At 52.3% G+C, this 21,168-nt stretch carries 15 protein-coding genes and 2 pseudogenes; 11 read left to right on the top strand and 6 right to left on the bottom strand.

From position 1 onward, the window contains the following. Positions 1-34: 34 nt before the first annotated feature. Positions 35-238 carry a hypothetical protein gene (locus tag ACHAC9_RS08095; RefSeq protein WP_435758913.1) on the bottom strand — a complete coding sequence of 68 codons (204 nt, stop codon included), beginning with the start codon at positions 236-238 and terminating at the stop codon, positions 35-37. Positions 239-378: 140 nt separating this feature from the next. On the opposite strand from ACHAC9_RS08095, the gene ACHAC9_RS08090 reads away from it, so the two are divergent. Continuing rightward, entirely contained in the window at positions 379-1,308 is a 930-nt protein-coding gene (locus tag ACHAC9_RS08090; RefSeq protein ID WP_435758911.1) for an NAD-dependent epimerase/dehydratase family protein, read from the top strand. A gap of 805 nt (positions 1,309-2,113) precedes the next feature. Here ACHAC9_RS08090 and ACHAC9_RS08085 read toward each other — a convergent pair. Next, positions 2,114-2,635, bottom strand: coding sequence for a hypothetical protein (locus ACHAC9_RS08085; RefSeq protein ID WP_435758909.1), 522 nt, complete (start codon positions 2,633-2,635; stop codon positions 2,114-2,116). A 43-nt stretch (positions 2,636-2,678) separates the two neighbouring features. Beyond that, positions 2,679-2,909 (bottom strand): pyocin activator PrtN family protein, encoded by a 231-nt coding sequence (locus ACHAC9_RS08080; RefSeq protein ID WP_435758907.1) that lies wholly within the window; start codon positions 2,907-2,909, stop codon positions 2,679-2,681. Positions 2,910-3,396: 487 nt separating this feature from the next. Between ACHAC9_RS08080 and ACHAC9_RS08075 the strand changes: the two genes are divergently transcribed. Beyond that, positions 3,397-3,654, top strand: coding sequence for a hypothetical protein (locus ACHAC9_RS08075; protein WP_435758905.1), 258 nt, complete (start codon positions 3,397-3,399; stop codon positions 3,652-3,654). A 22-nt stretch (positions 3,655-3,676) separates the two neighbouring features. After that, positions 3,677-5,593: a replication endonuclease gene (locus tag ACHAC9_RS08070; RefSeq protein WP_435758903.1), complete on the top strand. Its 1,917-nt coding sequence runs from the start codon at positions 3,677-3,679 to the stop codon at positions 5,591-5,593. Positions 5,594-5,894: 301 nt separating this feature from the next. Here ACHAC9_RS08070 and ACHAC9_RS08065 read toward each other — a convergent pair whose 3' ends face one another. Continuing rightward, positions 5,895-6,590 carry a hypothetical protein gene (locus ACHAC9_RS08065; protein ID WP_435758901.1) on the bottom strand — a complete coding sequence of 232 codons (696 nt, stop codon included), beginning with the start codon at positions 6,588-6,590 and terminating at the stop codon, positions 5,895-5,897. 949 nt (positions 6,591-7,539) lie between these two features. Here ACHAC9_RS08065 and ACHAC9_RS08060 point away from each other — a divergent pair. After that, positions 7,540-9,300, top strand: a complete 1,761-nt coding sequence (locus ACHAC9_RS08060) for an ATP-dependent nuclease (RefSeq protein WP_435758899.1) — start codon at positions 7,540-7,542, stop codon at positions 9,298-9,300. Beyond that, the gene (locus ACHAC9_RS08055) at positions 9,297-10,826 is read left to right on the top strand and encodes a UvrD-helicase domain-containing protein (protein WP_435758897.1); all 1,530 of its coding nucleotides are present in this window, start codon (positions 9,297-9,299) and stop codon (positions 10,824-10,826) included. Before ACHAC9_RS08060 ends, ACHAC9_RS08055 begins: the two co-directional genes overlap by 4 nt. A 292-nt stretch (positions 10,827-11,118) precedes the next feature. On the opposite strand, the pseudogene ACHAC9_RS08050 reads toward ACHAC9_RS08055, so the two are convergent. Continuing rightward, a pseudogene (locus ACHAC9_RS08050) lies at positions 11,119-11,452 on the bottom strand (arsenical resistance protein ArsH); the annotation flags it as partial. A gap of 173 nt (positions 11,453-11,625) precedes the next feature. Between ACHAC9_RS08050 and ACHAC9_RS08045 the strand changes: the two are divergent. From ACHAC9_RS08045 to ACHAC9_RS08035, 3 genes and pseudogenes are all read left to right on the top strand, one after another. Beyond that, positions 11,626-12,156, top strand: a complete 531-nt coding sequence (locus tag ACHAC9_RS08045; protein ID WP_435758895.1) for a hypothetical protein — start codon at positions 11,626-11,628, stop codon at positions 12,154-12,156. Positions 12,157-12,298: 142 nt separating this feature from the next. After that, positions 12,299-13,726: pseudogene (locus ACHAC9_RS08040) on the top strand (IS1182 family transposase); the annotation flags it as partial. A 203-nt stretch (positions 13,727-13,929) separates the two neighbouring features. Continuing rightward, positions 13,930-14,217 carry a hypothetical protein gene (locus ACHAC9_RS08035; protein WP_435758894.1) on the top strand — a complete coding sequence of 96 codons (288 nt, stop codon included), beginning with the start codon at positions 13,930-13,932 and terminating at the stop codon, positions 14,215-14,217. A gap of 1,445 nt (positions 14,218-15,662) precedes the next feature. On the opposite strand, the gene ACHAC9_RS08030 is transcribed toward ACHAC9_RS08035, so the two are convergent. Then, positions 15,663-16,082 carry a hypothetical protein gene (locus ACHAC9_RS08030; RefSeq protein ID WP_435758892.1) on the bottom strand — a complete coding sequence of 140 codons (420 nt, stop codon included), beginning with the start codon at positions 16,080-16,082 and terminating at the stop codon, positions 15,663-15,665. Between the two features lie 358 nt (positions 16,083-16,440). Between ACHAC9_RS08030 and ACHAC9_RS08025 the strand changes: the two genes are divergently transcribed. From ACHAC9_RS08025 to ACHAC9_RS08015, 3 genes are all read left to right on the top strand, one after another. Further along, positions 16,441-16,758, top strand: coding sequence for an H-NS histone family protein (locus ACHAC9_RS08025; RefSeq protein WP_435758890.1), 318 nt, complete (start codon positions 16,441-16,443; stop codon positions 16,756-16,758). A 598-nt stretch (positions 16,759-17,356) separates the two neighbouring features. Next, positions 17,357-19,927: an ATP-binding protein gene (locus ACHAC9_RS08020; protein ID WP_435758888.1), complete on the top strand. Its 2,571-nt coding sequence runs from the start codon at positions 17,357-17,359 to the stop codon at positions 19,925-19,927. Between the two features lie 225 nt (positions 19,928-20,152). After that, entirely contained in the window at positions 20,153-20,689 is a 537-nt protein-coding gene (locus ACHAC9_RS08015) for a peptide-methionine (S)-S-oxide reductase (RefSeq protein ID WP_435758886.1), read from the top strand. Positions 20,690-21,168: the final 479 nt, after the last annotated feature.

Below are 21,168 nucleotides of genomic sequence, written 5' to 3'. Positions count from 1 at the left end.
CGCTATTCTAGATGGAAGCAGACTGCGCGTGCAATCAGGCGCCATCGTGGCCGGCCCCTTCCATGTCGAAAAGGAGCAGCCATGGCGCGTGACTGGCCTTCGTGTCGTCGGCAACATCGCCGCTGACACTCGCGAGCGTCGCGTTCTCGGCGATCTGGTCAAGCAAATATAGCAGCATCGACGCATCGCCGATAGCATTGTCGGTCACGGCGATGGCTCGGAACTGGCGCTTGCCCAAGTACGCACCGACGTCGCGCGCTGCGCCAGCGGGGATATTTCCTCGGCCGGTTTGCGCTAAAATCGACCCTTCGCCCGCATCGAATCACGTATGGAAATCCCAAATGAGCTGCCCAGCCGCCGCCTCCCGGTCGTCCCCGTATGAATAAGCGCCGCGCACTCGTCACCGGCGCCAGCGGCTATGTCGGCTCGCAGTTGGCGCGCCGCCTCGTGGCCGACGGCTGGGAGGTGCACGTGCTGCTGCGCGCCGGTTCCAGCCTTGCCGCCTTGGCGGGCGTGAACGTCACCCTACACCGCTGCGGCACCACCACGGCCGACCTGGTGGAGATCGTGCGCATGGCGGCGCCGGACGCCGTGTTCCACCTGGCCGCACTGTTCCTGGCCCAGCACCGGCCCGAAGAAGTGGCAGGCCTGGTGCAGGCCAACATCCTGTTCTCCACCCAGCTGGCCGAAGCGATGGCGGCCAACGGCGTGCGCATCCTGGTCAACACCGGCACCGCCTGGCAGCACTTCGAGGGGCGCGACTACGACCCGGTCAACCTGTACGCCGCGACCAAGCAAGCCTTCGAAGCGATCCTCGCGTATTACGTCAACGCGGCCGGCATGTCAGTGGCGACGCTGGCGCTGTTCGACACCTATGGCCCGCACGACCCGCGTCCGAAACTCATGAGCGCCTTGTGGAAGGCGGCGGCCAGCGGCGGGGCGCTGTCGATGTCGGCGGGCGACCAGCTGCTCGACATGGTGTATATCGACGACGTGGTCGAGGCCTATCTCGCGACCGAACGCGCGCTGCGCGCGGCCGGCCCGGTGCAGCTGCGCTATGGCGTGTCCTCGGGCGCGCCGCTGCGCCTGAAGGACCTGGTGGCGGCCTTCGAAGCGGCGCTCGGCGTGCGGGTGAACGTGGGCTGGGGCGAGCGGCCCTGCCGTCCGCGCGAAACCATGCTGCCCTGGACCCGTTTCGAGGCCCCCCCCGGCTGGCAGCCGCGCATGCCGTTCGAGGAGGGCATGCGGCGCAGCGTGCCGCCCGGTTTCGTGGCGGCGCCGCTTGGAATCTCAACGAAGGACGCCTGAAGGCGTCCCAACCCGGTCAAGTCAGTACACCCGCGGTTGACGCCCCGCTGGGGTACAATTCCGCTCCCGCGTGTGCGGCGCTCGCGCTGCCGCTCCCGAATTCTTCTGATCGCCATGACTCTCGAAACAACTCCCCCGCGTGCTCCAGGCGGACGCCGCCTGTCGGTCGCCCCGATGATGGACTGGACGGAGTGAAACGTCGTTAGCCCCGAGAACCGCTAAAAAACCTTGATTTGTGGCATCAATTTGTGGCACCGAGCTCATCGGGTGTCACTCCACGGGAAGAGTTCTACTAGCCTTATGGCGGCGATGCCGTTTGAACGGCGAACTTGCGATTAGGCTGAGCCATAGATGCGCGCTAGCGGTCATGCGGATCTGCGGTGGTTCCAGCCCTCCAACGTCCTGAACACCTTGCACCTATTGAGGCGCTGGCGGCGGATGTTCACGATTCTGACCAATTCTTGGTGTCGATGGCCTATAAGAAGTCCATAAGGCCGGGCGCATGCATCAGTATTCGTTCCATGATGACGTTGTCGATGTCATGGAAGAGTTGCTCAAGTCTACGCTGCCTTTGTATGGCCGCGCTAAAATTCTAAGCCACCTACCGTTGCAGCGAGCGCAACCATCGGGCGCGCGGGAGGATTGACCGGTCGATCGAAAAGCGGTGGAATCGGGCAAATGGAGATAATGTGGCACGCCACGGCAGAATTTTCCCAGGTGGCGTGACGTAGCGAGTCATCGCGCAAAGTGCGCCGCATGGAGCAAGCCGTTTAAGGTGGTCACAATAATAAAATATATTGCGCTGTTACCTCAACTGTATTCCAAGTAAATCGAACACTTCTGGTATCTGATTCGTCCTCGTCATCGGAGGTTGATACCAAATTCGTTCAAGCGTGTCAGCTAGAATGAGCCGCTGCAAAGCATTTAGGTTGAGAAGTTTGCTGATGAGCGGCGCGGCGCATGAGACTTCATAATTGTCAAGTTTGATACCTAAGGCCTCACATACGTAAGATGGAATGGTACTTATTTGGTCGGTGCTGAACACAATGTCTTGATAGCAGTTTATCAAAGTAAAAATGTCCTTCTCGCTAAACACTCCGCTTAGTGTAGAGCGTGCTGCGCCAAGCAACCAGCTAAGGCGACCCGCTGCCATCAATCCAGACCGTCTGTCATCGAAGCATTCATCATTATATGTATGCTCGTCCAGATAACGCGCAATGTGATACAAGCTGGACGTCCAACCTTGATCAACTTCGAATGATAAATCGTCCGACAATGTAGATAATCGCTTTGACATATCTTTGATTCTGTTTGTATTGTGTTTCATGGAAAGACCTCATTTTTTTGACAGTATGTTAATCGCTAATTTCTTATCCGGCGAAAATTTGCCTAGCTAAGGAGCGCTGGATGTCAACATAATCTGCGAGATCTCGAACGTCGACCACACGGTTTTTCCCCATTTTTCTTGTGGGCAGTGGAAATGTCCCTGCGCCTATCTGGTTGTGCGCAGTACCGACCTCCAAGCCAAGTTCCGCCGCAGCTTCGGCTAACGTAATAATAAGCTTTCCAAATTTAAGGCCATAATAAACGTGTGAATTCATTTGTTGCCTCTGCAGATGATTTGCCCAAGACTATCGAGATTGCCCAGCAGATCGGTGATCAGTATTTTTATGTTTCGAAAATTCGTCATTTTAGTAGGGAGTTGATTATGTGTGTTCAGACAGTTAGCTTTTAAGTTTTTTCTAAAAGCATTCTTGTTTGATTTACGAAGTGAATTCTATAAAGAAAGCGAATAAGGAAACAAGGTGGAATTTCGAAATCTTTTGGATTTCATCGAATTTTCCCAAATTTCCAACACTGTTGCTATTTATGCAGCCAGAAAGATTTTGGAGTGCAGCGCTAAAACGAAAGATGTTTCGTTTTTATTTAAAATTAATTTCGATGGAACATCCGTTGAACTGATTCGCGAATTATTTTGTCGAATTTTTGAATAAATCTGCGCAACCGTCGTTTTGGGCCGAATGTAAGCTGAAAAATTGGTATCGTAATTGCTCCAGAATAGGAGGAATTATGGCAAATAGAGAGAGAGTGAAAAAGAAATCGGGCGTAAAGGAGTATTCTTCGCCTGCTTGGGAAATGTCATTGATAGATAGAATGAAGTTGCCGAAATGTATGCCCATACTGGCAATCCAATTGGAAATTCCGGATCTTTGCGCGGCTGACGGATTAAAAAAATCTGTTTCTCAAAAAACGAAGCCAAAGACAAAAGGAAAACGATCTCTGTCTTACGCGCAGAATATTGCGATCGACCCTCGGCAATTGCAGCTTGCATTTTTCGAAGCATGAAATTCAAGGTCGAAAGAAAAAAATGAACTGGACATTCAATTGGCATCCCTCCTACGTTGGCAGACAGTGTACTGGCGATGAAGGTACGATCAAAAAGGCTGACGAAAAAGTAGTTTTCAGCACGCGTATGGGCGTCGTTAAGCTGCTTGCTTCATACAAGGATGAGCAACTCAGCATACTACTGAAGCAAACCTATGACCGTGATTTCCAAACAGAAAATGACATTCCGGCGTCGCTTCGTCGAGAAGATGCGGAGATATTAGGTAGAATTCGTCTCGAAGTTGACAGACGCCTCGCAGCAATTATCGAGACAGAAGGCAAGATAGCCAATTACATCGATTTTGACCAATTTGACATTAAGCAGCTTGCTGTCAACCTTGCTGAGCAGGAGTATCGTGACCCAGCTGATAAGATAAAATTTGCCGAGACACTTCTCGGTGTTCCTGTACCAGGTTCGTCGCCGTATTCTCAATACCAGCGCACATGCACTGCTATGTTTTGGCGTAGAGCTTTGACTATGCGCATAAGCCGAGCGAGAGAGCATTTTTTTCTTAGAGTTGGTTTGATCGGAAAACAAAAGGAAAAGTATTCTTCCAGTCTTAGCGTAGACGCACGCGAGCAGCAACTCTATGCCCAGGAAAAATGGATGCGTGATACTGTTTTGGTACCTAGGAAGATCGATAATGATGACAATGACCTTGCACGCGTGCGGCCAGAGATTAGCCTATCCGACGTTGTAAAACGGCCCGAACATAAGTTCGCGAAACTGTACACCTTTGTTAAGGGAATGGAAACGCTAGGCGAGCAGCAAAATTTGGCTTCAGCCATGGTCACTATAACTCTTGATCCAGAATGGCATCCGAATCCATTACATGGGAAGAAAAAATGGAACGGCAAATCCCCACGGGAAGCACATAAATTTTTCTGCAAGCGTTGGCAGGCTATCATGCGCGATCTCGAACGAGACGGAATCAAACTCAGCGGCCTACGCGTTGTGGAACCGCACCGTGATGCATGCCCGCATTATCATATTTGGCTACTTTATCGCGCCGAGAACGAGACGAAGATTTTGCTTGCGGTCATGCGTTACTTTCCGCTTGGGCTAAAAGTGCGTACCCCAGGCGCCGGTGAATTATCTGACAAAGATGAGATCTATGAGAATAGATTAGCCTTGGCAGCAGGTGCTTCTCGCGTATGGCGCGGTATGAAAGACAAGTTTCAGGTTGAGTTCTCTCGGATTGTTCGTAGATTGGATGCTAACGGGGAGCGCCGTCCTTGTAGCAGCGCGTCGTACGTGATGAAGTACCTGATGAAAACCCTCCCTGCAAATGTCAGCAAGGCTTCGAATAAGTCGATAGACGGGGCAGGTAACGGCAAATCATCTGACGAAGTTGAAATTTCCCGGGTTGATGCTTTTCGTTCCGTGTGGGGTATAAATCAAGGACAGCTTTTCGGTGTTGCGAAGTGCTTGACTATCTGGGATGAGCTCAGACGAATCCAACACCCCCCCGAGCATCCTCGAATGAAGGATTTGTGGGAAAAAGCGCGTGGAGGGGATGGGGTAGGTCGCATCGAAAAATGCTCTGAACAGAAAGGTGACGCACATGCATTTCTTGAGGCTTTAGGTGGACTTGACGCTGCTAGAAACGGTAAACGGAATGGTAAGCGTTTAGTCGTTGGGCGTTTAGTTGAGGAAGTGCTTAATCGATATGGAGATTTAATAAAGAAGACGACTGGTATTCGTTTGTTAGAAAAAGAGAGTAAGAAAGTGAAAAAGGTTGACAGTAGCGGAAAGGTAGTACGGTGTGGATGGAAAATCTTCACGAAAGTTGTTGTAAGTATAACAACCAAGAAGGAAACATGGACATTTGAGAAAAAAAGATCAGATTTATTTAATTTAAATATAAGACCGACAGCATCGCATTTTTCGACTGCTTAGTGACTTTAGCTAACGTAACATGAAACGAAGCCGGCAGAGCCGGCTATTTGTGTTTGTGTTTGCTCGGCGTGTTGGCGTGAACTCGGAAAACCTAGAATAAAATATTTCACATTCTGAATATTTTTGCGAAACTGGCAATTTTTTTATTTACTTTTCCGTCGGATAGCGGATTATTTAATATAAAAGCGCTATAATTCGTGCCATTTTTCTGAAGCAAAAGCTCAATGCCGGAAAACTTTTCCTAGTTCTCCAAGTGGGGGCGCTGCTTATAATAAGTTCTAGCGATACTGTGTGTGAAAAATTACGTCGTTATAACTTTATTGTACCCAAGAGCAAAATATCTCGTCTTGCCTGAGGAACTTTCCAATTTTAAGGACTGAGCCTTAGAGAGAATGTTATCAAGTTCTTTTAACTGAATTTTCTTGTCTTGCGTCTCGCCTTTCTGGCATTGCCCTATAAAGAACCGAAACTCTTTTTGATAACTATATTCATAATCCTTTACTGTTAGAGAACGGTCTAATGGAGCGCTAGAATATCGAACTAGACCGTAGCGGACTGCGGAGCCACTCGCTTGCTCAAGCAAATTGGCATAAGTATCAATATCTTTGGCAGACAATAAAACGAAATAACTACCAAATTCGTCTACCATTCGCTGTAATGATTCTTCGAAATTATTATGAGGGCCTATGATGCACCATGATTGCAGCCAAGCATCTTGTTGCTCATCTGCGGGATATATTAAGACACTTTTAACGTCGGCCATGTCCATTGGCGAGTCGCCGCGTACTAGATTCGGCATCTGGTGACCTAGCCCCTTATCCCAGTAGCCTAGACATGATTCGTTCCTATCACCTCGTCCTGGATCTTCGCATGTCCGGTAAAAATGGGGAGTCCGGAGTAATAAATTTCCGTTTCTAAATGCCAGGTAGTGCTCTTCTTTACTAAAAAACTTGATTAAGGCTAATGCTTTTTCGGAGCCTTTAACATTTCGATCCATGAAATATAAGTCCTTTTTTGATTCGTATCAGTGACTAGATTTTGAGCAAAATCTGGCCATGTCAATTCCTGAGATTATCAGGTATACGCAAAGCTGACCCGTTTAACTTAAGTTCACCCAGCCAGCATGCTTGGACACAAATCAAATGAGGGGGCACGCCCGATTTTGCATGGCTTGGCGTCTGCCAGAGTCTTGATGCTCACAACATGAGGAGGTTCTGTTGGGTGCTCAGAGGCGTCGTCATGAATAACTTGTTGTGTCGCAGCAACAAGGCGGAAGCTTCTTTCGTTGTAAAAGCTTGTGCTTTCACCTATCAATTGTGGATTCGGTAGCGTCCAAAGTTATGCATAATATTGGCGATTTATTGCAACTTATACAATTAACGAGTGTCTGGCCATCAAATTTGCGTGCCATGGTTAGAGAATTCGGTGCCATCGTTAGAGCGAAGTGTGCCGCTATTAGAGAACGCGAACTGTGGATAAGTCTGGTAGATACTAACGTAAGGCGATGAATTTTAAGGGAATTATATTAATCTTCAAGGTGCTCTGAAGTTATCCACAATTTCTCTCTAACCGTGGCACCGAAATCTCTAACGATGGCACATCTCACTAAGGATGGCACATTACCTCTCTACCGATGGCACCGGACCTCTCTAACTACGGCACATTACCTCTCTAATAGCGGCACAATTGACACTACTTTTCTGATTAAATTCAAGGACTTAGGCAGAGCGTAAACAACATCTTAAGGTTTACAATAAAAACTCAAGCTGTTTTTAACCACGCGACCCCTTAAACCGCTTACCGCCAAGATGGCGGCCTATAAGCACGGAAGAGGTTGATTTAGGTGTCGTCCACGACAGTGCCTTGACATTTGACGGCTTGCCGCCAGGTCGAAACACCTTTAAGCTCAGCGTCCATTGGATCGTGCTTTGGGAATAAGGAGCTACATGGCATCGACAGCACGGATTCGTAAGTTGACTATCCAGCGCTTCAGGGGTATCGAATCCCTGACATGGCTTCCTGCCGAAGGTATGAACGTCATTCTGGGTGGAGGTGACGTAGGGAAAACGACCATTCTTGAAGCGGTCGGCTTACTACTTCTGCCATCGAACACAGCGGTCATCTCGGAGGCTGATTACTGGCTTCGGGACAGTACGCAGGAATTTGTCATCGAGGCTGTTATGTCGCTGCCTGACGCAAGCGGGATCAGTTCACAGAATACTTTCGTCTGGCCATGGGCGTGGGATGGGCGGGATGCTGTCGTTCCATCTGCAGACGGAGATAATGGGGTTCCGATACTTGCCGAAGCGGTGTACCGGCTTCGCGTTCGAGGGACTACTGAATTGGAACTTGTATGGGAGGTTATTCAACCTAACGATGAGTTCACTTACTTTTCCACCGCTGTTCGTCGTCATATTGGGCTCGTCCGAATGGGTGCGGACGAACGTAATGATCGGGACTTGCGTCTTGTCTACGGGTCGGCTCTGGATCGATTGCTAGCTGACAATGCCCTGCGGGCACGCATTGGAAAGCAGGTGTCGGAGCTCAACTTGCACGATGCGCTTAATGATAAGGGCAGGGAGTCGATTAGTTCGTTGGATACGCGCATGGCAGGTGCAGCGCTTCCAAGCGATTTAAAGCTCGGACTGACTACTAGCCAAGGACTTTCTATTGGAGCGCTGATCGGTTTGCTGGCAAACAAACATGGAGTAGCGTTGCCACTTAGCACATGGGGAGCCGGTACCCGTCGCATGGCTGCACTTGAAATTGCTTCTGCAACTGAGAAGGAATCAAGCGTAACGCTCATCGATGAAATAGAGCGGGGATTGGAGCCTCATCGTCTACGAAAGCTGATCAACATCCTCGCCGAACAGCACGGACAAATTTTCCTAACGACCCACAGCCCTGTCGCGATAACCTGCGCGGAGAATGCGCATCTTTGGTATTTGGACAGTCTCGGGGCTATTGGTGCTCTACCACGCAACAAGATCGGTCCGCAACAGCGGCGAGACCCCGAGACGTTTTTGGCACGCGTTGCCGTCATCGCAGAAGGGCCAACCGAAGTCGGTTTCCTGCAGTATTTGTTGGAGAAGGCTTTCCGTGGTGACCCGCTAGATCACGGTGTTCGGATCTGTGATGGACAGGGAAATGATGCGACCTTGGACCTACTTGAGACACTCGTTTCTTCCGGACTCGTGTTCGCTGGTCTGGTGGATGACGAAGGGACTGCTCCGCAACGCTGGGCCAGGTTGAAGGAAAAACTCAAAGAGCGTCTGTATCAATGGCCAAAGGGCTGCACTGAAGAAAATGTGATCGGGGTAGTCTCCGAGGAAAATCTCATCGAACTTCTCAAGGATACTGAGGGCGAGCTGGACAGCTACCGCCTCCGCACACTGGCGGAGCGACTAGGTCTTCAAGATAAGACGCCAGAAGCGATAGACACGGCGCTGAGAGCGGCCGACCGAAGTTGGCGCAGCCTGATCATTGCAGCGGCGACTGGAAGCAAGCACGGCGCCCCTGATGGACAAGATAAAGCTTGGAAGAAGCATTCGCAACAATGGTTCAAGTCGACCGACGGCGGGCGCGAACTAGCCGAGAGAATGGTCGCGCTGGGTGCATGGAATGACATTCAGGCGAAATTGCTCCCGCTGATCAACGCGGTGCTTACGCTCGCGGGAAAGCCCGCTTTGGAAAAGCTAGATCTATGAGCGATGAGACCGTCGCCAAGCTTCTTCGATCACGCGAGCAACTGGTGATCATCGAAGCTGCTGCGGGTTGCGGCAAGACGTTTCAAGGGGCCACCTATGGCCAAGAGGTCGTAAGTAACCTTGGCAGTGGACGCTTGCTGATTCTGACGCATACCCATGCGGCTTGCTCCGTGTTTGCCAGTCGTACCAAAAGTGCCGGCTCTCGCGTGGAAATTAAGACCATCGATGCGTTAATCGCGCAAGTTGCACTGGCCTATCATAGGCCGCTAGAACTGCCCCGAAATTTAACTTCATGGGCTTGGCAGGACGGTGGAAAGGGTTTCGAGATCATGGCCGCAAAGGTAGCCGGATTTCTTCGCCATCAGCCCATGGTTGCCCGTGCACTTGCTCGACGATACCCAATCATCATCTGCGATGAATATCAGGATTCTAGTGTTGATCAGCACGATGTGGTGATGGCCCTGTTGTCTGCGGGTGCGGCAGTCCGGATTTTTGGCGACCCCATGCAGCGAATTTACGGAGCCAAGAGCGACAAGGCTGCGCGTAGGGATCGCACACGCTGGGATGCATTGAAGGCGCTAGGTGCAGGCGGAAAGTTGGTCGTCCCTCACCGCTGGGACGGCGGCTGCTCTCGCCTTGGAAAGTGGATTATTCGGGCACGGGAGAACTTGGAAGGCGGGGTGCCAATTGACCTGACGCGAGATGTGCCTTCATCGGTCAAAATTCTTGAAGGGGATAACATATCCCTGAAACGCACCGGCTACCGACTGACCAAGCAGCACCGAGCCCCGATCGACGAAATCCTGCGAGCCAACTCGCAGCTGATGATTCTGGCCTCGCAGAATGAGTTGGTGACAGCCCTCCGGGCATTTTGGTGGAGATCGATACCAATCTGGGAAGGGCACACGCGGGAGGCATTGGGTGCCCTTGTGCAGACGGTGCGTGAGGGTCAGGGGAATGCAGAAAAGCTGGCGCATGGCGTAATTGCTTTCATGGGTAGCGTCGCCGCTGGATTCAGTCCAACAAGTCACGGTGATAGACTTATCCAAGAAGTTCTCACGGGCGCAGCCCGTCCCACGATGGGAAAGCCCGCGAACATACAGACGGTCGCGCGTTGTCTTCTGATGAACCCGACGCATACCGGAGTCTCTGAAGCGCTTTTGACGATAAGCACCTTGGTGAACGAAGGCGCTGCGGGCTTTGACACAGTAAAGGTCGACCGTCGTTCTGAACTCCGTGACGCTATGCGAATCGGCCAGTTCACTGGAGTCGATGAAGGTTTTGCCGAGTTGTCGCGTATGCGCTCCTACTCCCGCCCATCTCCTCCGGAAAAGGTACTCAGCAGTATCCACAAGGCGAAAGGATTGGAGTGCGACCATGCCATGCTGATGGCCTGCGACAAAACTCAGTTTTCTTCAACCTTGTACGCCAGGTCCAAACTATATGTCGCGCTCAGCAGAGCCAAGAAGAGTCTGACCCTAGTAGTCCCGACATCCAACTCCAGTCCTCTCCTTAAATTAAGTTGAATACAGAACTATGTTAATGCCTATTTCAACGACGAAAAGATGTATAGTGCGTTCGCAAGTGTTTCAACATGCCATTAAAAATGCTCCGATTATTTTAGCGCCAGTGTGCGGCGCGCGCCGTTAAACACGATTACAGAAATAAGCGTTCCGACAGCGATATCGGAATATGGAAAGTCGGTCCATGTTCCCAGTGCGCTTGCAATTATGTGGCGAAGCCGTTCTCGTTCGCATTTATGGCGAGAGGCATGCCGCGCTGGAGAGCAAGGCACCTGAGCACCGGCATTGATGTTGCTCAGATCTTACCGAGTTGGCGATCGATCGCTTTCAACGCTCGCTCATTGCGTTCGCTATACCTGTCTGTCAGGTAGTCCGTGCGTCCACGCATCAGCAAGGTGAATTTTGAATAACTCCTCCATCACGTCGACCACTCTGTCATAGTAGGCGGACGGCCGCATGCGCCCGTCATCGTTGAACTCCTTGTAGGCCATCGGCACAGATGACTGGTTCGGAATCGTGAACATGCGCATCCAGCGGCCAAGCAGCCGCAGCGTGTTCACGACGTTGAACGACTGCGAGCCGCCGCAGACCTGCATCACCGCCAGCGTGCGCCCTTGGCTGGGACGCACTTGTAGCAGTAGCTTGATTGCTTTTTGGAGCGACAATCAAAGACTGCTTTGGGTCGTTAGCGGACGCTACAATACGTCGGCTGCCGGCCAGGAGCGGACCTGCGATGCCAAGTTAGCACGCATTTAAGACTGACAAGACATTCGCCTAATTATGTGCTTCCATGGAGTAACACATGAAATCAGTACGTAGATGTTTTCTCGCATTTTGCGTCCTGCTGACCGCGATGACTTGCCATGCCAGTGAGCCAATTGTGGACGGTCGAGGTGTCGGCAATCTCCTAATTGGAGAGGCGCCGCCACGCCTTCTAGGAAAGCATCTTGTCTCTCGAGAATGGCAGGAAGATGAAAACGGCGAACGCTACGAAAGTCTAAAAGCGCGCGTTGAAGGTATTCCAGTTGAGGCAGAAGTGTACGACGGTAGGATCTGGCGAATCACCGTGATGCGTCGTGGCCTGAGAACTCGGGACGGTTCACAGGTCGGCGATAGTGTACACAAATTGATTCATGCGAATCCCTCACTTCATCGTGAAATTGGTCCAGGTCCGAGACTTGTACTAATCCCAGAAAACTTCTGTGGGATCAGTTACACGACGGATGCGGATTTACCGGAAAGCGTAATGAACAACCTCAACAGCGAGTTGCCGACCCAGTTTGCGAGAAACACGCACATACACCAGATTTTGGTCACGGGCTGCGAAATATAGCCGGGTGGATCGTCCGCTTCGGGTCGTAAGCAGACGTCGAGGTAGGTCTGCTAACGGCCCAGGCTGTGTAAAAACGTACGGTCGTGTAAACGGCGGCAGTGTAGTAAACGTTAAGCCAGTATCTCATCACTACGGGTGCAAAATGAAGCGCTTTATTGAGGGCGAAGACCGGGGACAAGGCACGCTGCTTCCCGAACTCCTGGACGATTACGTGGCCGAGGATAATCCGGTTCGTGTAGTCGACGTGTTCGTCGACGAGCTCGACCTCGCCAGCCTGGGTTTTGCTCGGGTGGCGCCGGCGAAAACGGGCCGGCCGGCTTACCATCCAGCTGTGCTTCTCAAGCTCTACATCTACGGTTATCTCAACCGCATTCAGTCGAGCCGCCGGCTCGAGCGTGAGGCGCAGCGCAACGTCGAGCTGATGTGGCTGACGGGACGCCTGGCACCCGACTTCAAGACGATCGCGAACTTCCGTAAGGATAACGGCAAGGCCATCCGAAACGTGTGCAGGCAATTCGTCATCGTGTGCCAGCAACTCGATTTGTTTTCAGACGCGGTCGTCGCAATCGACGGCAGCAAGTTCAAGGCAGTCAACAGCAGCGACCGCAATTTCACCGACGCCAAGCTCAAGCGAAGGATGGCGGAAATCGAAGCGAACATCAGCCGCTATCTCACAGAGCTCGACACGGCTGACCGGCAGGAGCCTAGCACTGCACAATCGAAAAGCGTTCGTCTGAACGACAAGATCGCCGCGTTGAAATCGCAGATGGCCACGCTCAAGGAAATCGAAACGAAGCTGGAAACGACTGGCGAAACGCAGATTTCGCTCACCGATCCGGACTCACGTTCGATGATGACGCGCGGTTCAGGCATCGTTGGCTACAACGTGCAAACCGCCGTCGACACCAAGCATCATTTGATCGTCGAGTACGAGGTAACCAATAACGGCAGCGACCGCGATCAGTTGTCTGGCATGGCCAAGAAAGCCCGCACTGCAATCGGCACGACGACCCTGACAGCAATCGCCGATCGCGGTTACTTCAAGGGTGAAGAAATCCTCGCCTGCCATGAGGCCGGTATCTCAGTTTTGGTGCCACCTACGAAAACCTCGGGGGCCAAGGCCGACGGTCGATTCGACAAGGCCGACTTCATTTACGACCCGCAAAAGAACGAATACCGCTGCCCGGCAGGCCAAGCTTTAATATGGCGCTTCGCCAGCATCGAGAAAGACATGACGAACCACCGCTACTGGAGTTCGAACTGCAAAGACTGTGCTCTTAAGGACAAGTGCACGCCGAGCGCAAATCGGCGGGTAACCCGCTGGGAACATCAGGACGTGCTCGATGAGATGCAGGCACGTCTCGAACAGACGCCGGATGCCATGCGAATCCGGCGCTCGACGGTCGAGCACCCGTATGCAACGATCAAGGCATGGATGGGAGCGACGCACTTCCTGACAAAAGGCCTGGAGCGCGTAAAAGCCGAGATGAGCCTGCACGTGCTTGCCTACAACTTTAAGCGCTTGATGACCCTGCTCGGCATGGAGGAACTGCTGGCAGCGATCAGGGCATACGCCCGTTTTTCGACGCTACAAGGCTTGCTCACTGCGGTAATCTTGCTGGCCCTGCCGAAAATGCTAAAGCGGAATTACGATGCCTGGGGCACTGCCATGCACTTCAGAATCCGCCTTAGTCCGTACAATCAAGCTCCCAGTCCTCCATTTTGAGTTTTTACACGGGCTGGGCCAGAAGCAGACATAAACATGGGAGGTGTATGGCACTCGAGGCACTGGCGGAATTTATCCTGCGGCCAATACTTGAAATTGCTTTTCATGTAGCCGGATACATGACAGGTTACATCGTTGTGCCACTCCTTACCCTTGGTCGCGTTTTTGTCGAACCAGACAAGAAAGGCTTGGGTAATTTCAGGAAAGGCAATCGCTTTATGCGGCGGCCCGACGGGACGTTGGTCATGGAAGCTGAGCTAGGCGCTTTATGCGGCATCGTATTCTGGGCTGTGCTGGCTGGCTTGTTCCTTGCATTCCAATACTTAATCCCGTGAGCCGACTTTAGACTGCCAAACCGAACTTCAAGCTGATGCCGGTAAGGCGACTGGACGCAATCGATGTCCGCTTCGGGTCGATAGCGGACGCTATAATACGTCTGCTTTCGGCCAAAAGCAGACATTGGTGACCGATGCTTTCGATGAGGCCCGTATCGAATAAATGATAAGATTTGGCATGACCGCTCGTAGGTAACACTCAAGCGTAGCGGCTTTACGACAAAATGTTTACACCGCCGTTTTTGCCGGGGTACCAACTGTCGTCCAAGCACCTATTTGAATTTCTTTCCTTCCCTTTAGCATGTCAAGCAACATCACTTCAATTTCCGCGCCAACGCGACAGCAGACTGACGAAATCGAGGAACGTCTGCGACTGGTCAATCACTACAATCATCTTCGCGGCCAGCCTGGTGGGTTCGTAGCTGAAGCGCAGAAAAAGTTTGTAGCGGGCACTATGGCGGACAGCGAAATGGTCTCGTTGCGTAGGCTCTATACGTACGTGGTCGACGCTGCTGAACAGAACGATGCTTTGCCTTCACAGCAGTCACTAGGCTAGAGCACGGTTGGGAGTTGCAAAACGAACAGATAATCTGGCCAGTCTGTTAAGCTGAGTTCTCCAGGCGGGCACGCTTACGCGTACCCTTCACAGGAGGTTGACTCGCGTCGGAATCGTATGCAATTTGAATCTCTACCGCTTCACGACGCATTGCTGGCAGATGTCTACGTTAGTTGGGATGCCGCGCTTTGTGATCTACGGTTTTGCCCTGTTGGCTTGCCGGATCACCTACTGTTGTTTGAAGGGTTTACACATGTAGAGCTGCCTCGAATTGAAAGATGGGGGCGGTCTTGCTCGGTAGACGCCGTTCCCCAGCCCCTCGAAGGTGTATTTGAAGTTTCCCTTCAGTCGGGAGACGTAATCCGAATCGCAGCCCGGCAGTGGAGATTCGCGCCAGTATGAGTGATCTACCTTCAACAGTTGGCTGAGTCCTGTCCAGCAGAATGCACCCGTACTGCCAACAGGCAGAACGCAAGAAAGCGTTATCGTTGTCAAGTTAGTTCCACCGCGTCTTGTAAATACGATACTCTCTTTAGACAGGGGGAGAAATGCATCAAATGCCAGTTCCCGACAGACGCCTAAATCGCCACCGCAAGTCACTGGTCGAGGTAGGCATCCTGCTAGAGCGCGCTTACGGTGGCGCATATGCGCGCGCCTATCTTCAAGACGTCAACATTCCGGAGCCTGTCATAGTTCGAGTTCTCGGGCACGGCGTTCGACATCACGTCGCAAAATCTGAACGTTAGCTCCTGCAAAGCTAGTGCGCGGCTTCTTCACAAGCTCTGCAGTCAATAACCCGTGTTATCTTTGCAACAACCTTATTCACTCGTCACCTGAAGCCTCCACTATCGGCCAACAGCGGAGCCAGGCGTGTTCGCCCCTTCCGTGTCTACTTTGGCATACGACGTCGCTCAACCGGTGGGGTCGCTGCAGTCATATTAACTCCAAATCCTTCTATGTTGGATTCAAGCAATCGACGCAACAAATCGAGAGACGGATGACGCGGAACAACTGCGCATGCACCTACTGGTGGTAGGAACTTCGTGACGATGTACTCCTCGTCATTGGCAGCAATAGCAATAACTGCTGACTTTGGCGCAATCCGCTTCAGTTCACCGGGCAGTTGGCGGCGCTCGGTCAATAGATCATGTAGCGGTGTGAAGATCAGCTCAAAATCCATCGCTGCGGTAAGTGTGAGTGCTTCGTCTGCTGTTGAGGCCACAACGGGTGTGTGGCCTAACCATCCCACTAGCTTAACAAACCGCTCGCGGGTGTACTCGTCCGTTTCCAGAATCAAAGCATATTTCATTGAGTTCCCCCTTTACCTAGGGGTAGTGGTCAATTTGATATTTTCAAGCGGTGGTCCAAAGTATTTCTCTCAGCAGTATCCGCTCAAGCAAACGTTAAGGCAAAAAAATGCCCGACTCACGGCCGGGCCAAACCAAAGCGGACTACGAGAGGTAAGCGCCCATCTTAGCAAGCCTGCCGCAGCATCGCCGCACAGTTGGGTTACCGAAGCGACACGTCTGCTCTGGGTCGTCAGCGGACGCTACCGAAGGTCCACAACCACCTACTAGCGAACCTCAGGTTCTGAGCCAGCGTCCTCATCCTGCAGTTGGCTCTTCGTTCATGATAGGGTACAGCTTCATCTAAGGAGACTACGCATAATGCATGACCTGTCTAAATATTCGCTAGCTCAGCTGCGCGCTCTAGAAGTACAAGTGATCGACGAGCTAAAAACTCAACATTTCCTCAGTATCAGTAAGGCGCGTGAACAGATTCTTCACATTGCTCGCAACGCTGGGCTGTCTGAAAAGCAGCTTCGCTCTATCAAAGTTGGTAAAGCGCCGAAAAAAGGCAATGTGCAGGTCAAGTACCGTAACCCCGAAGATTTAACCCAGCAGTGGACCGGTCGTGGACGCCAGCCAGCGTGGGTCAAGGCTTGGATTACATCTGGAAGGTCCCTCGAGGCCGCTAAAGCGTAGAACGGTTGCAGTGGATGCAGATATTTGAGTCAGGTCTAAGTCATTAAAAAGCTGGATTCAGGCTGCGGCGTGTGGCCACGATGACTGCTTTCGACCAAAAGCAGACTTTTTCTTGGTTCAGTCTATTGGCGTTTGCACATGTCAAGGAACGGCATGTGCCGAGTCTAGGATATGATGTTTTAACCTCAAGGCGTCGAGACGATAATCCATCGTTGCCTTCAATCCTGCGCCATTCATCTATGTCCAAGACTCCTAATTTTTCGGCGTTGTTTGATGCGTCACCCTATCCATATCTATTGATAGATACGAATTTTACAATTATCGGCGCCAACACGTCCTACCTGACGGCAACACGTCGTTGCGCTGATGACATTGTCGGCAAGCATATATTCGAAGCATTCCCTGCGGACCCGAGTGATCCAGAGTCGACGAATATAACCGAAGTGCATAACTCGATCTCCCTCGCCGTTTCAACGAGGAAACCCACACCAGTACGCTGCTTCGATACGCGATCCCTGTTGAAACTCCCGACGGCACCGCCTATAAGGAGCGCTACTGGAGCGCCGTCCACACTCCGGTGTTCAACGACGAGGGAGAAGTGGACTTCGTCGCCCAAAACGCCATTGACGTCACTGACCTGTATCGCTTTGATCCAACGACCCAGCGCTACTACCTAAAGCAAGACGCGAACGGTGTCCCAGATGGGCAGCAGGCAAATCGACCGCAAATTCATGAAGCGATGACGCGAATCTTGAATGCCGAACGCAGTCAGCTTCAGACCATGTTTGACCAGGCGCCCGGTTTCATAGCGGTGTTGCATGGCAAAGAGCATGTGTTCGAAATGGCAAATGAAGCGTACTACCAACTAGTCGGTCATCGAGACATCATAGGGAAGCCGGCGATGCAGGCTCTTCCGGAGTTGGCCAGCCAAGGCTTTGCCGAATTGTTGGACAACGTATTTGCCCTCGGAGAACCACTGGTGTTGCGAGACCGTAAAATTTCGTTCCAGCGTTATACCGGTGCTCCACGGGAAGATCGATTTGTGGATTTGCTTTATCAGCCAATCATCGGGCTTGACGGTCGGGTAACAGGAATTTTTGCGCAAGGAAATGACGTAACGCGGGCTTACCAGGCCAGTATGGCGTTGGCTGAAAAAGTGCAGCAGCTTGATGAAATACGATTGAACCAGGCCTTTCAACTTGAACTGAGCGACAGCATTCGACCGTTGAGCAATCCGGCGGATGTGACGGTAGTTGCATGTGCGCTATTAGGACGCAAACTCAATGCGTCGCGTGTGATGTACGCAGAGGTCGACAATACCTGCGGTACCATTTTCATGCGACACGACTGGACTGCTAAAGGATTTGCCAGCCTGGCAGGGCAGAGCAAGACAATGGATGATTTCGGCCCGGATTCGATCGCGGATTTACGCGCCGGAAGAGCAGTGATCAATGACGATGTGGTAAAGGATATCCGTACGGCAGCACACGCCGATGCCTTTTTGGAAAATGGCGTACGTGCTGAGATCGCGCTTCCACTTATCAAGAATGGAAAATTGCGGGTCGTCCTTGCAATTCACAGTGCTCACCCGCGCACTTGGCAGGAAGAAGATCTGAAGTTGGCAAGAGAAACGGCCGAGCGGACCTGGTCGGCAGTGGAAGCCTCCCAGGCCCAATCAGAATTGCGTTTGGAACGTGATCGAAGCCAGGCTGTTTTCGACACGATGGCGGAAGGCTTTGTGTTGATCGACCAGCATTGGACCGTGCTGTACGTAAACGCGGAAGGTCTGCGACTCGGCGATCGAACCAAACAGCAAGTCGTCGGCCGACCGCATTGGGAAACATGGTCTGAGCTTGTTGAGTCTGACGCCTACCATCTGTATCGGCGGGTAATGGAAAGTAGGGAAGCAGAAACCACGGAATTTCAATTTTCCTACCTAGACGGACGTAGTGCCTGGATCGAAGTGAGGGCGTCTCCTGCCATGGACACCGGTCTCGCCGTGTTTTTTCGAGACGTGACAAGCCGCAAGGAAGGCGAAGAACGGCTGCGCGATGCTGACCGGCGCAAGGACGAGTTTCTTGCAATGCTTGCGCATGAGCTAAGGAACCCCCTGGCACCGATTCGTGCCGCTGCCGAGCTGCTCCAGTTGGCAAAAATGGATGAAGTACGGGTACGAAAAACAAGCGAAGTCATCGTGCGGCAGGTGACCCACATGACCGGGTTGATCGATGACCTGCTCGATGTTTCTCGTGTCACCCGTGGCCAGATCGAACTGAACAGGATTGAGCTGGACATCCACCAAGTCGTAAACGAGGCAGTCGAGCAGGCCAATCCGCTTATCCGATCACGCCGGCATGAACTGACGATTCGACATGCGCCGCACACGGCCGTCGTCGCTGCCGACAAGAAACGCCTTGTGCAGGTGCTTTCAAATGTCCTAAACAATGCTGCTAAATACACGCCGGAAGGTGGTCACCTGAGCTTGCGCACCACGGTCGACGAGTCGCGGGTACAAATTGAAGTAACCGACGACGGAATCGGCATGACGCCGGAGATGACCAAGCACGCATTCGACCTTTTTGCCCAAGCACAACGCAGCTCCGACCGATCCTCTGGGGGGCTGGGACTGGGGTTAGCGCTGGTAAAAAGCATGGTAGAGCTCAATGGTGGCTCCGTGACGTGCAGAAGCGAGGGGCTCGGCCAGGGCAGTACGTTCTCGATCTGCCTGCCGCTCCTGCGCGAGCAAGCACCGGCTGAGTCCAGCGAGCTTTTAGAAAGTGGCGCCGAGACAGCTTTTCATCGCCCACTACGGATCATGGTGGTCGATGACAATGTCGATGCCGCAGAAATGCTAAAAATGATTTTGCAAGAGATGGGACACGACGTGCTGGTTGAAAACGAGCCGTTTCAGGCACTGGAGCGAGCCAGGATTGATAGTCCGCAGGTTTGTCTGTTGGATATCGGCCTGCCCGAACTTGATGGCAATGAACTCGCGCGACGGCTTCGGGCTCAGCTTGAAAATAGTAGGTTGGTCCTGGTCGCGGTCACCGGGTACGGGCAGGAGAGCGACCGGCAAAATGCGATATCTGCTGGGTTCGACTACCACCTCGTCAAGCCGGTGGATATTAATGCGCTCGCTTCCATCCTTAGGACAATCGAGGTGGCTTGATCGTCTGCTTTGGGTCCGGAGCGGACGTTCCGGTAGGTCCGCTACCGGCCAAGAGCGGACGTAAGCACTGCCATTATCTAGGAGTGTCATGCATATGGTGCAAGCACGATTCGAGCAATTCCGTTCCGAACAGCCTGGTCTGAAGTTCATCGATAGCGGCGCGGTGTCCCACGTACAGCTATCTCGAACGCTCCGCTCGCACGAAGGGGAAGCAAGGGCGCCGTCATGATCCATGCGGCTTCGCAAGGTGAATCGTTGATGTTAGCTGAGGTGCAGAGAATCGGCTTTGGCGGCGGCTGCCATTGGTGCACTGAAGCCGTGTTCGCTGCTCTTCGCGGCGTTATCCGCGTGGAGCAGGGGTTCATCCAGGCCGACGCGCCCGACGACAATTTCTCCGAAGCGGTACTGCTCACCTTTCTACCAGACAAAATCGCGCTTAAGTCCTTGATCGAGATCCATTTGCGGACACATTCAAGCACGTCGAACCACTCCATGCGGCACAAGTATCGCAGCGCGGTTTATGTAATGGACGAGCTACAGGCCGAGGCTACACGGCGCGTCCTGATCGAAGTCGGGCCAGGATTCGATGCGCCCCTGGTCACCAGAATCCTGCCTTTTCGAACCTTCAAAGCATCGGATGAGCGCTTTCAGCGCTATTCTGAAAAGAATGCCGGCGGCCCGTTTTGCAGCACTTATATCGATCCGAAGCTCGCGCGACTTAGAGAGGAATTCGGCGGATTACTGAGGTCGGCAGGGGAGTAGTCGCGGAATTCGGACGCGTGCGAACTTCCGAGATCGACCAGGGTAGGAAACTGGAAAATCGGCACACGCGTGCACAGCTTTGAATAATTTTAAGTTACTATCTCGCATGAAAAGGCGGGTTGACCACGAAACTGCCGCTCACATGTCCAAGCGATCAAGATCAAGCAATCGCGGGGAGAACTTGAAGCCGCAAGATTTCTCTAAGAGCACAAAGTCTAAATCGAAATTGCTCTACGTGTCGTATCAAAACTTTGGCAGATATCGGGCTAGACCTTACACGCTGTGTGACGAAGTCTGCTATGGGTCATAGTCAGATGCTTCATGGGTCCTCTCTCGGCCGTTAGCGATGTTCAGCCCTGCTTTTATCAGAACTGCCATTGGCTATAAGCTATGCTCGTCCGTTAGCACTGCGGTATTGCATTTCGATATGAATCAAGTGCAAGAGTAATGCAAATCTTATTCCTCTTACTGGAGCCATA

It is taken from the genome of Massilia sp. CMS3.1, assembly GCF_051262535.1.
Classification (GTDB): Bacteria; Pseudomonadota; Gammaproteobacteria; order Burkholderiales; family Burkholderiaceae_D; genus Telluria.
Note: the sequence above shows the minus strand (reverse complement) of the source record. Positions and strands in the feature narration are given on the sequence as shown.

Bases quoted from the DNA above. Each gene is read 5' to 3' on its own strand.
- ACHAC9_RS08015 (WP_435758886.1), top strand. From the start codon at position 20,153: ATGATCCATGCGGCTTCGCAAGGTGAATCGTTGATGTTAGCTGAGGTG.
- ACHAC9_RS08060 (WP_435758899.1), top strand. From the start codon at position 7,540: ATGGCATCGACAGCACGGATTCGTAAGTTGACTATCCAGCGCTTCAGG.
- ACHAC9_RS08080 (WP_435758907.1), bottom strand. From the start codon at position 2,909: ATGAATTCACACGTTTATTATGGCCTTAAATTTGGAAAGCTTATTATT.
- ACHAC9_RS08030 (WP_435758892.1), bottom strand. From the start codon at position 16,082: ATGAAATATGCTTTGATTCTGGAAACGGACGAGTACACCCGCGAGCGG.
- ACHAC9_RS08065 (WP_435758901.1), bottom strand. From the start codon at position 6,590: ATGGATCGAAATGTTAAAGGCTCCGAAAAAGCATTAGCCTTAATCAAG.
- ACHAC9_RS08070 (WP_435758903.1), top strand. From the start codon at position 3,677: ATGAACTGGACATTCAATTGGCATCCCTCCTACGTTGGCAGACAGTGT.
- ACHAC9_RS08035 (WP_435758894.1), top strand. From the start codon at position 13,930: ATGGCACTCGAGGCACTGGCGGAATTTATCCTGCGGCCAATACTTGAA.
- ACHAC9_RS08090 (WP_435758911.1), top strand. From the start codon at position 379: ATGAATAAGCGCCGCGCACTCGTCACCGGCGCCAGCGGCTATGTCGGC.
- ACHAC9_RS08045 (WP_435758895.1), top strand. From the start codon at position 11,626: ATGAAATCAGTACGTAGATGTTTTCTCGCATTTTGCGTCCTGCTGACC.
- ACHAC9_RS08085 (WP_435758909.1), bottom strand. From the start codon at position 2,635: ATGAAACACAATACAAACAGAATCAAAGATATGTCAAAGCGATTATCT.
- ACHAC9_RS08055 (WP_435758897.1), top strand. From the start codon at position 9,297: ATGAGCGATGAGACCGTCGCCAAGCTTCTTCGATCACGCGAGCAACTG.
- ACHAC9_RS08025 (WP_435758890.1), top strand. From the start codon at position 16,441: ATGCATGACCTGTCTAAATATTCGCTAGCTCAGCTGCGCGCTCTAGAA.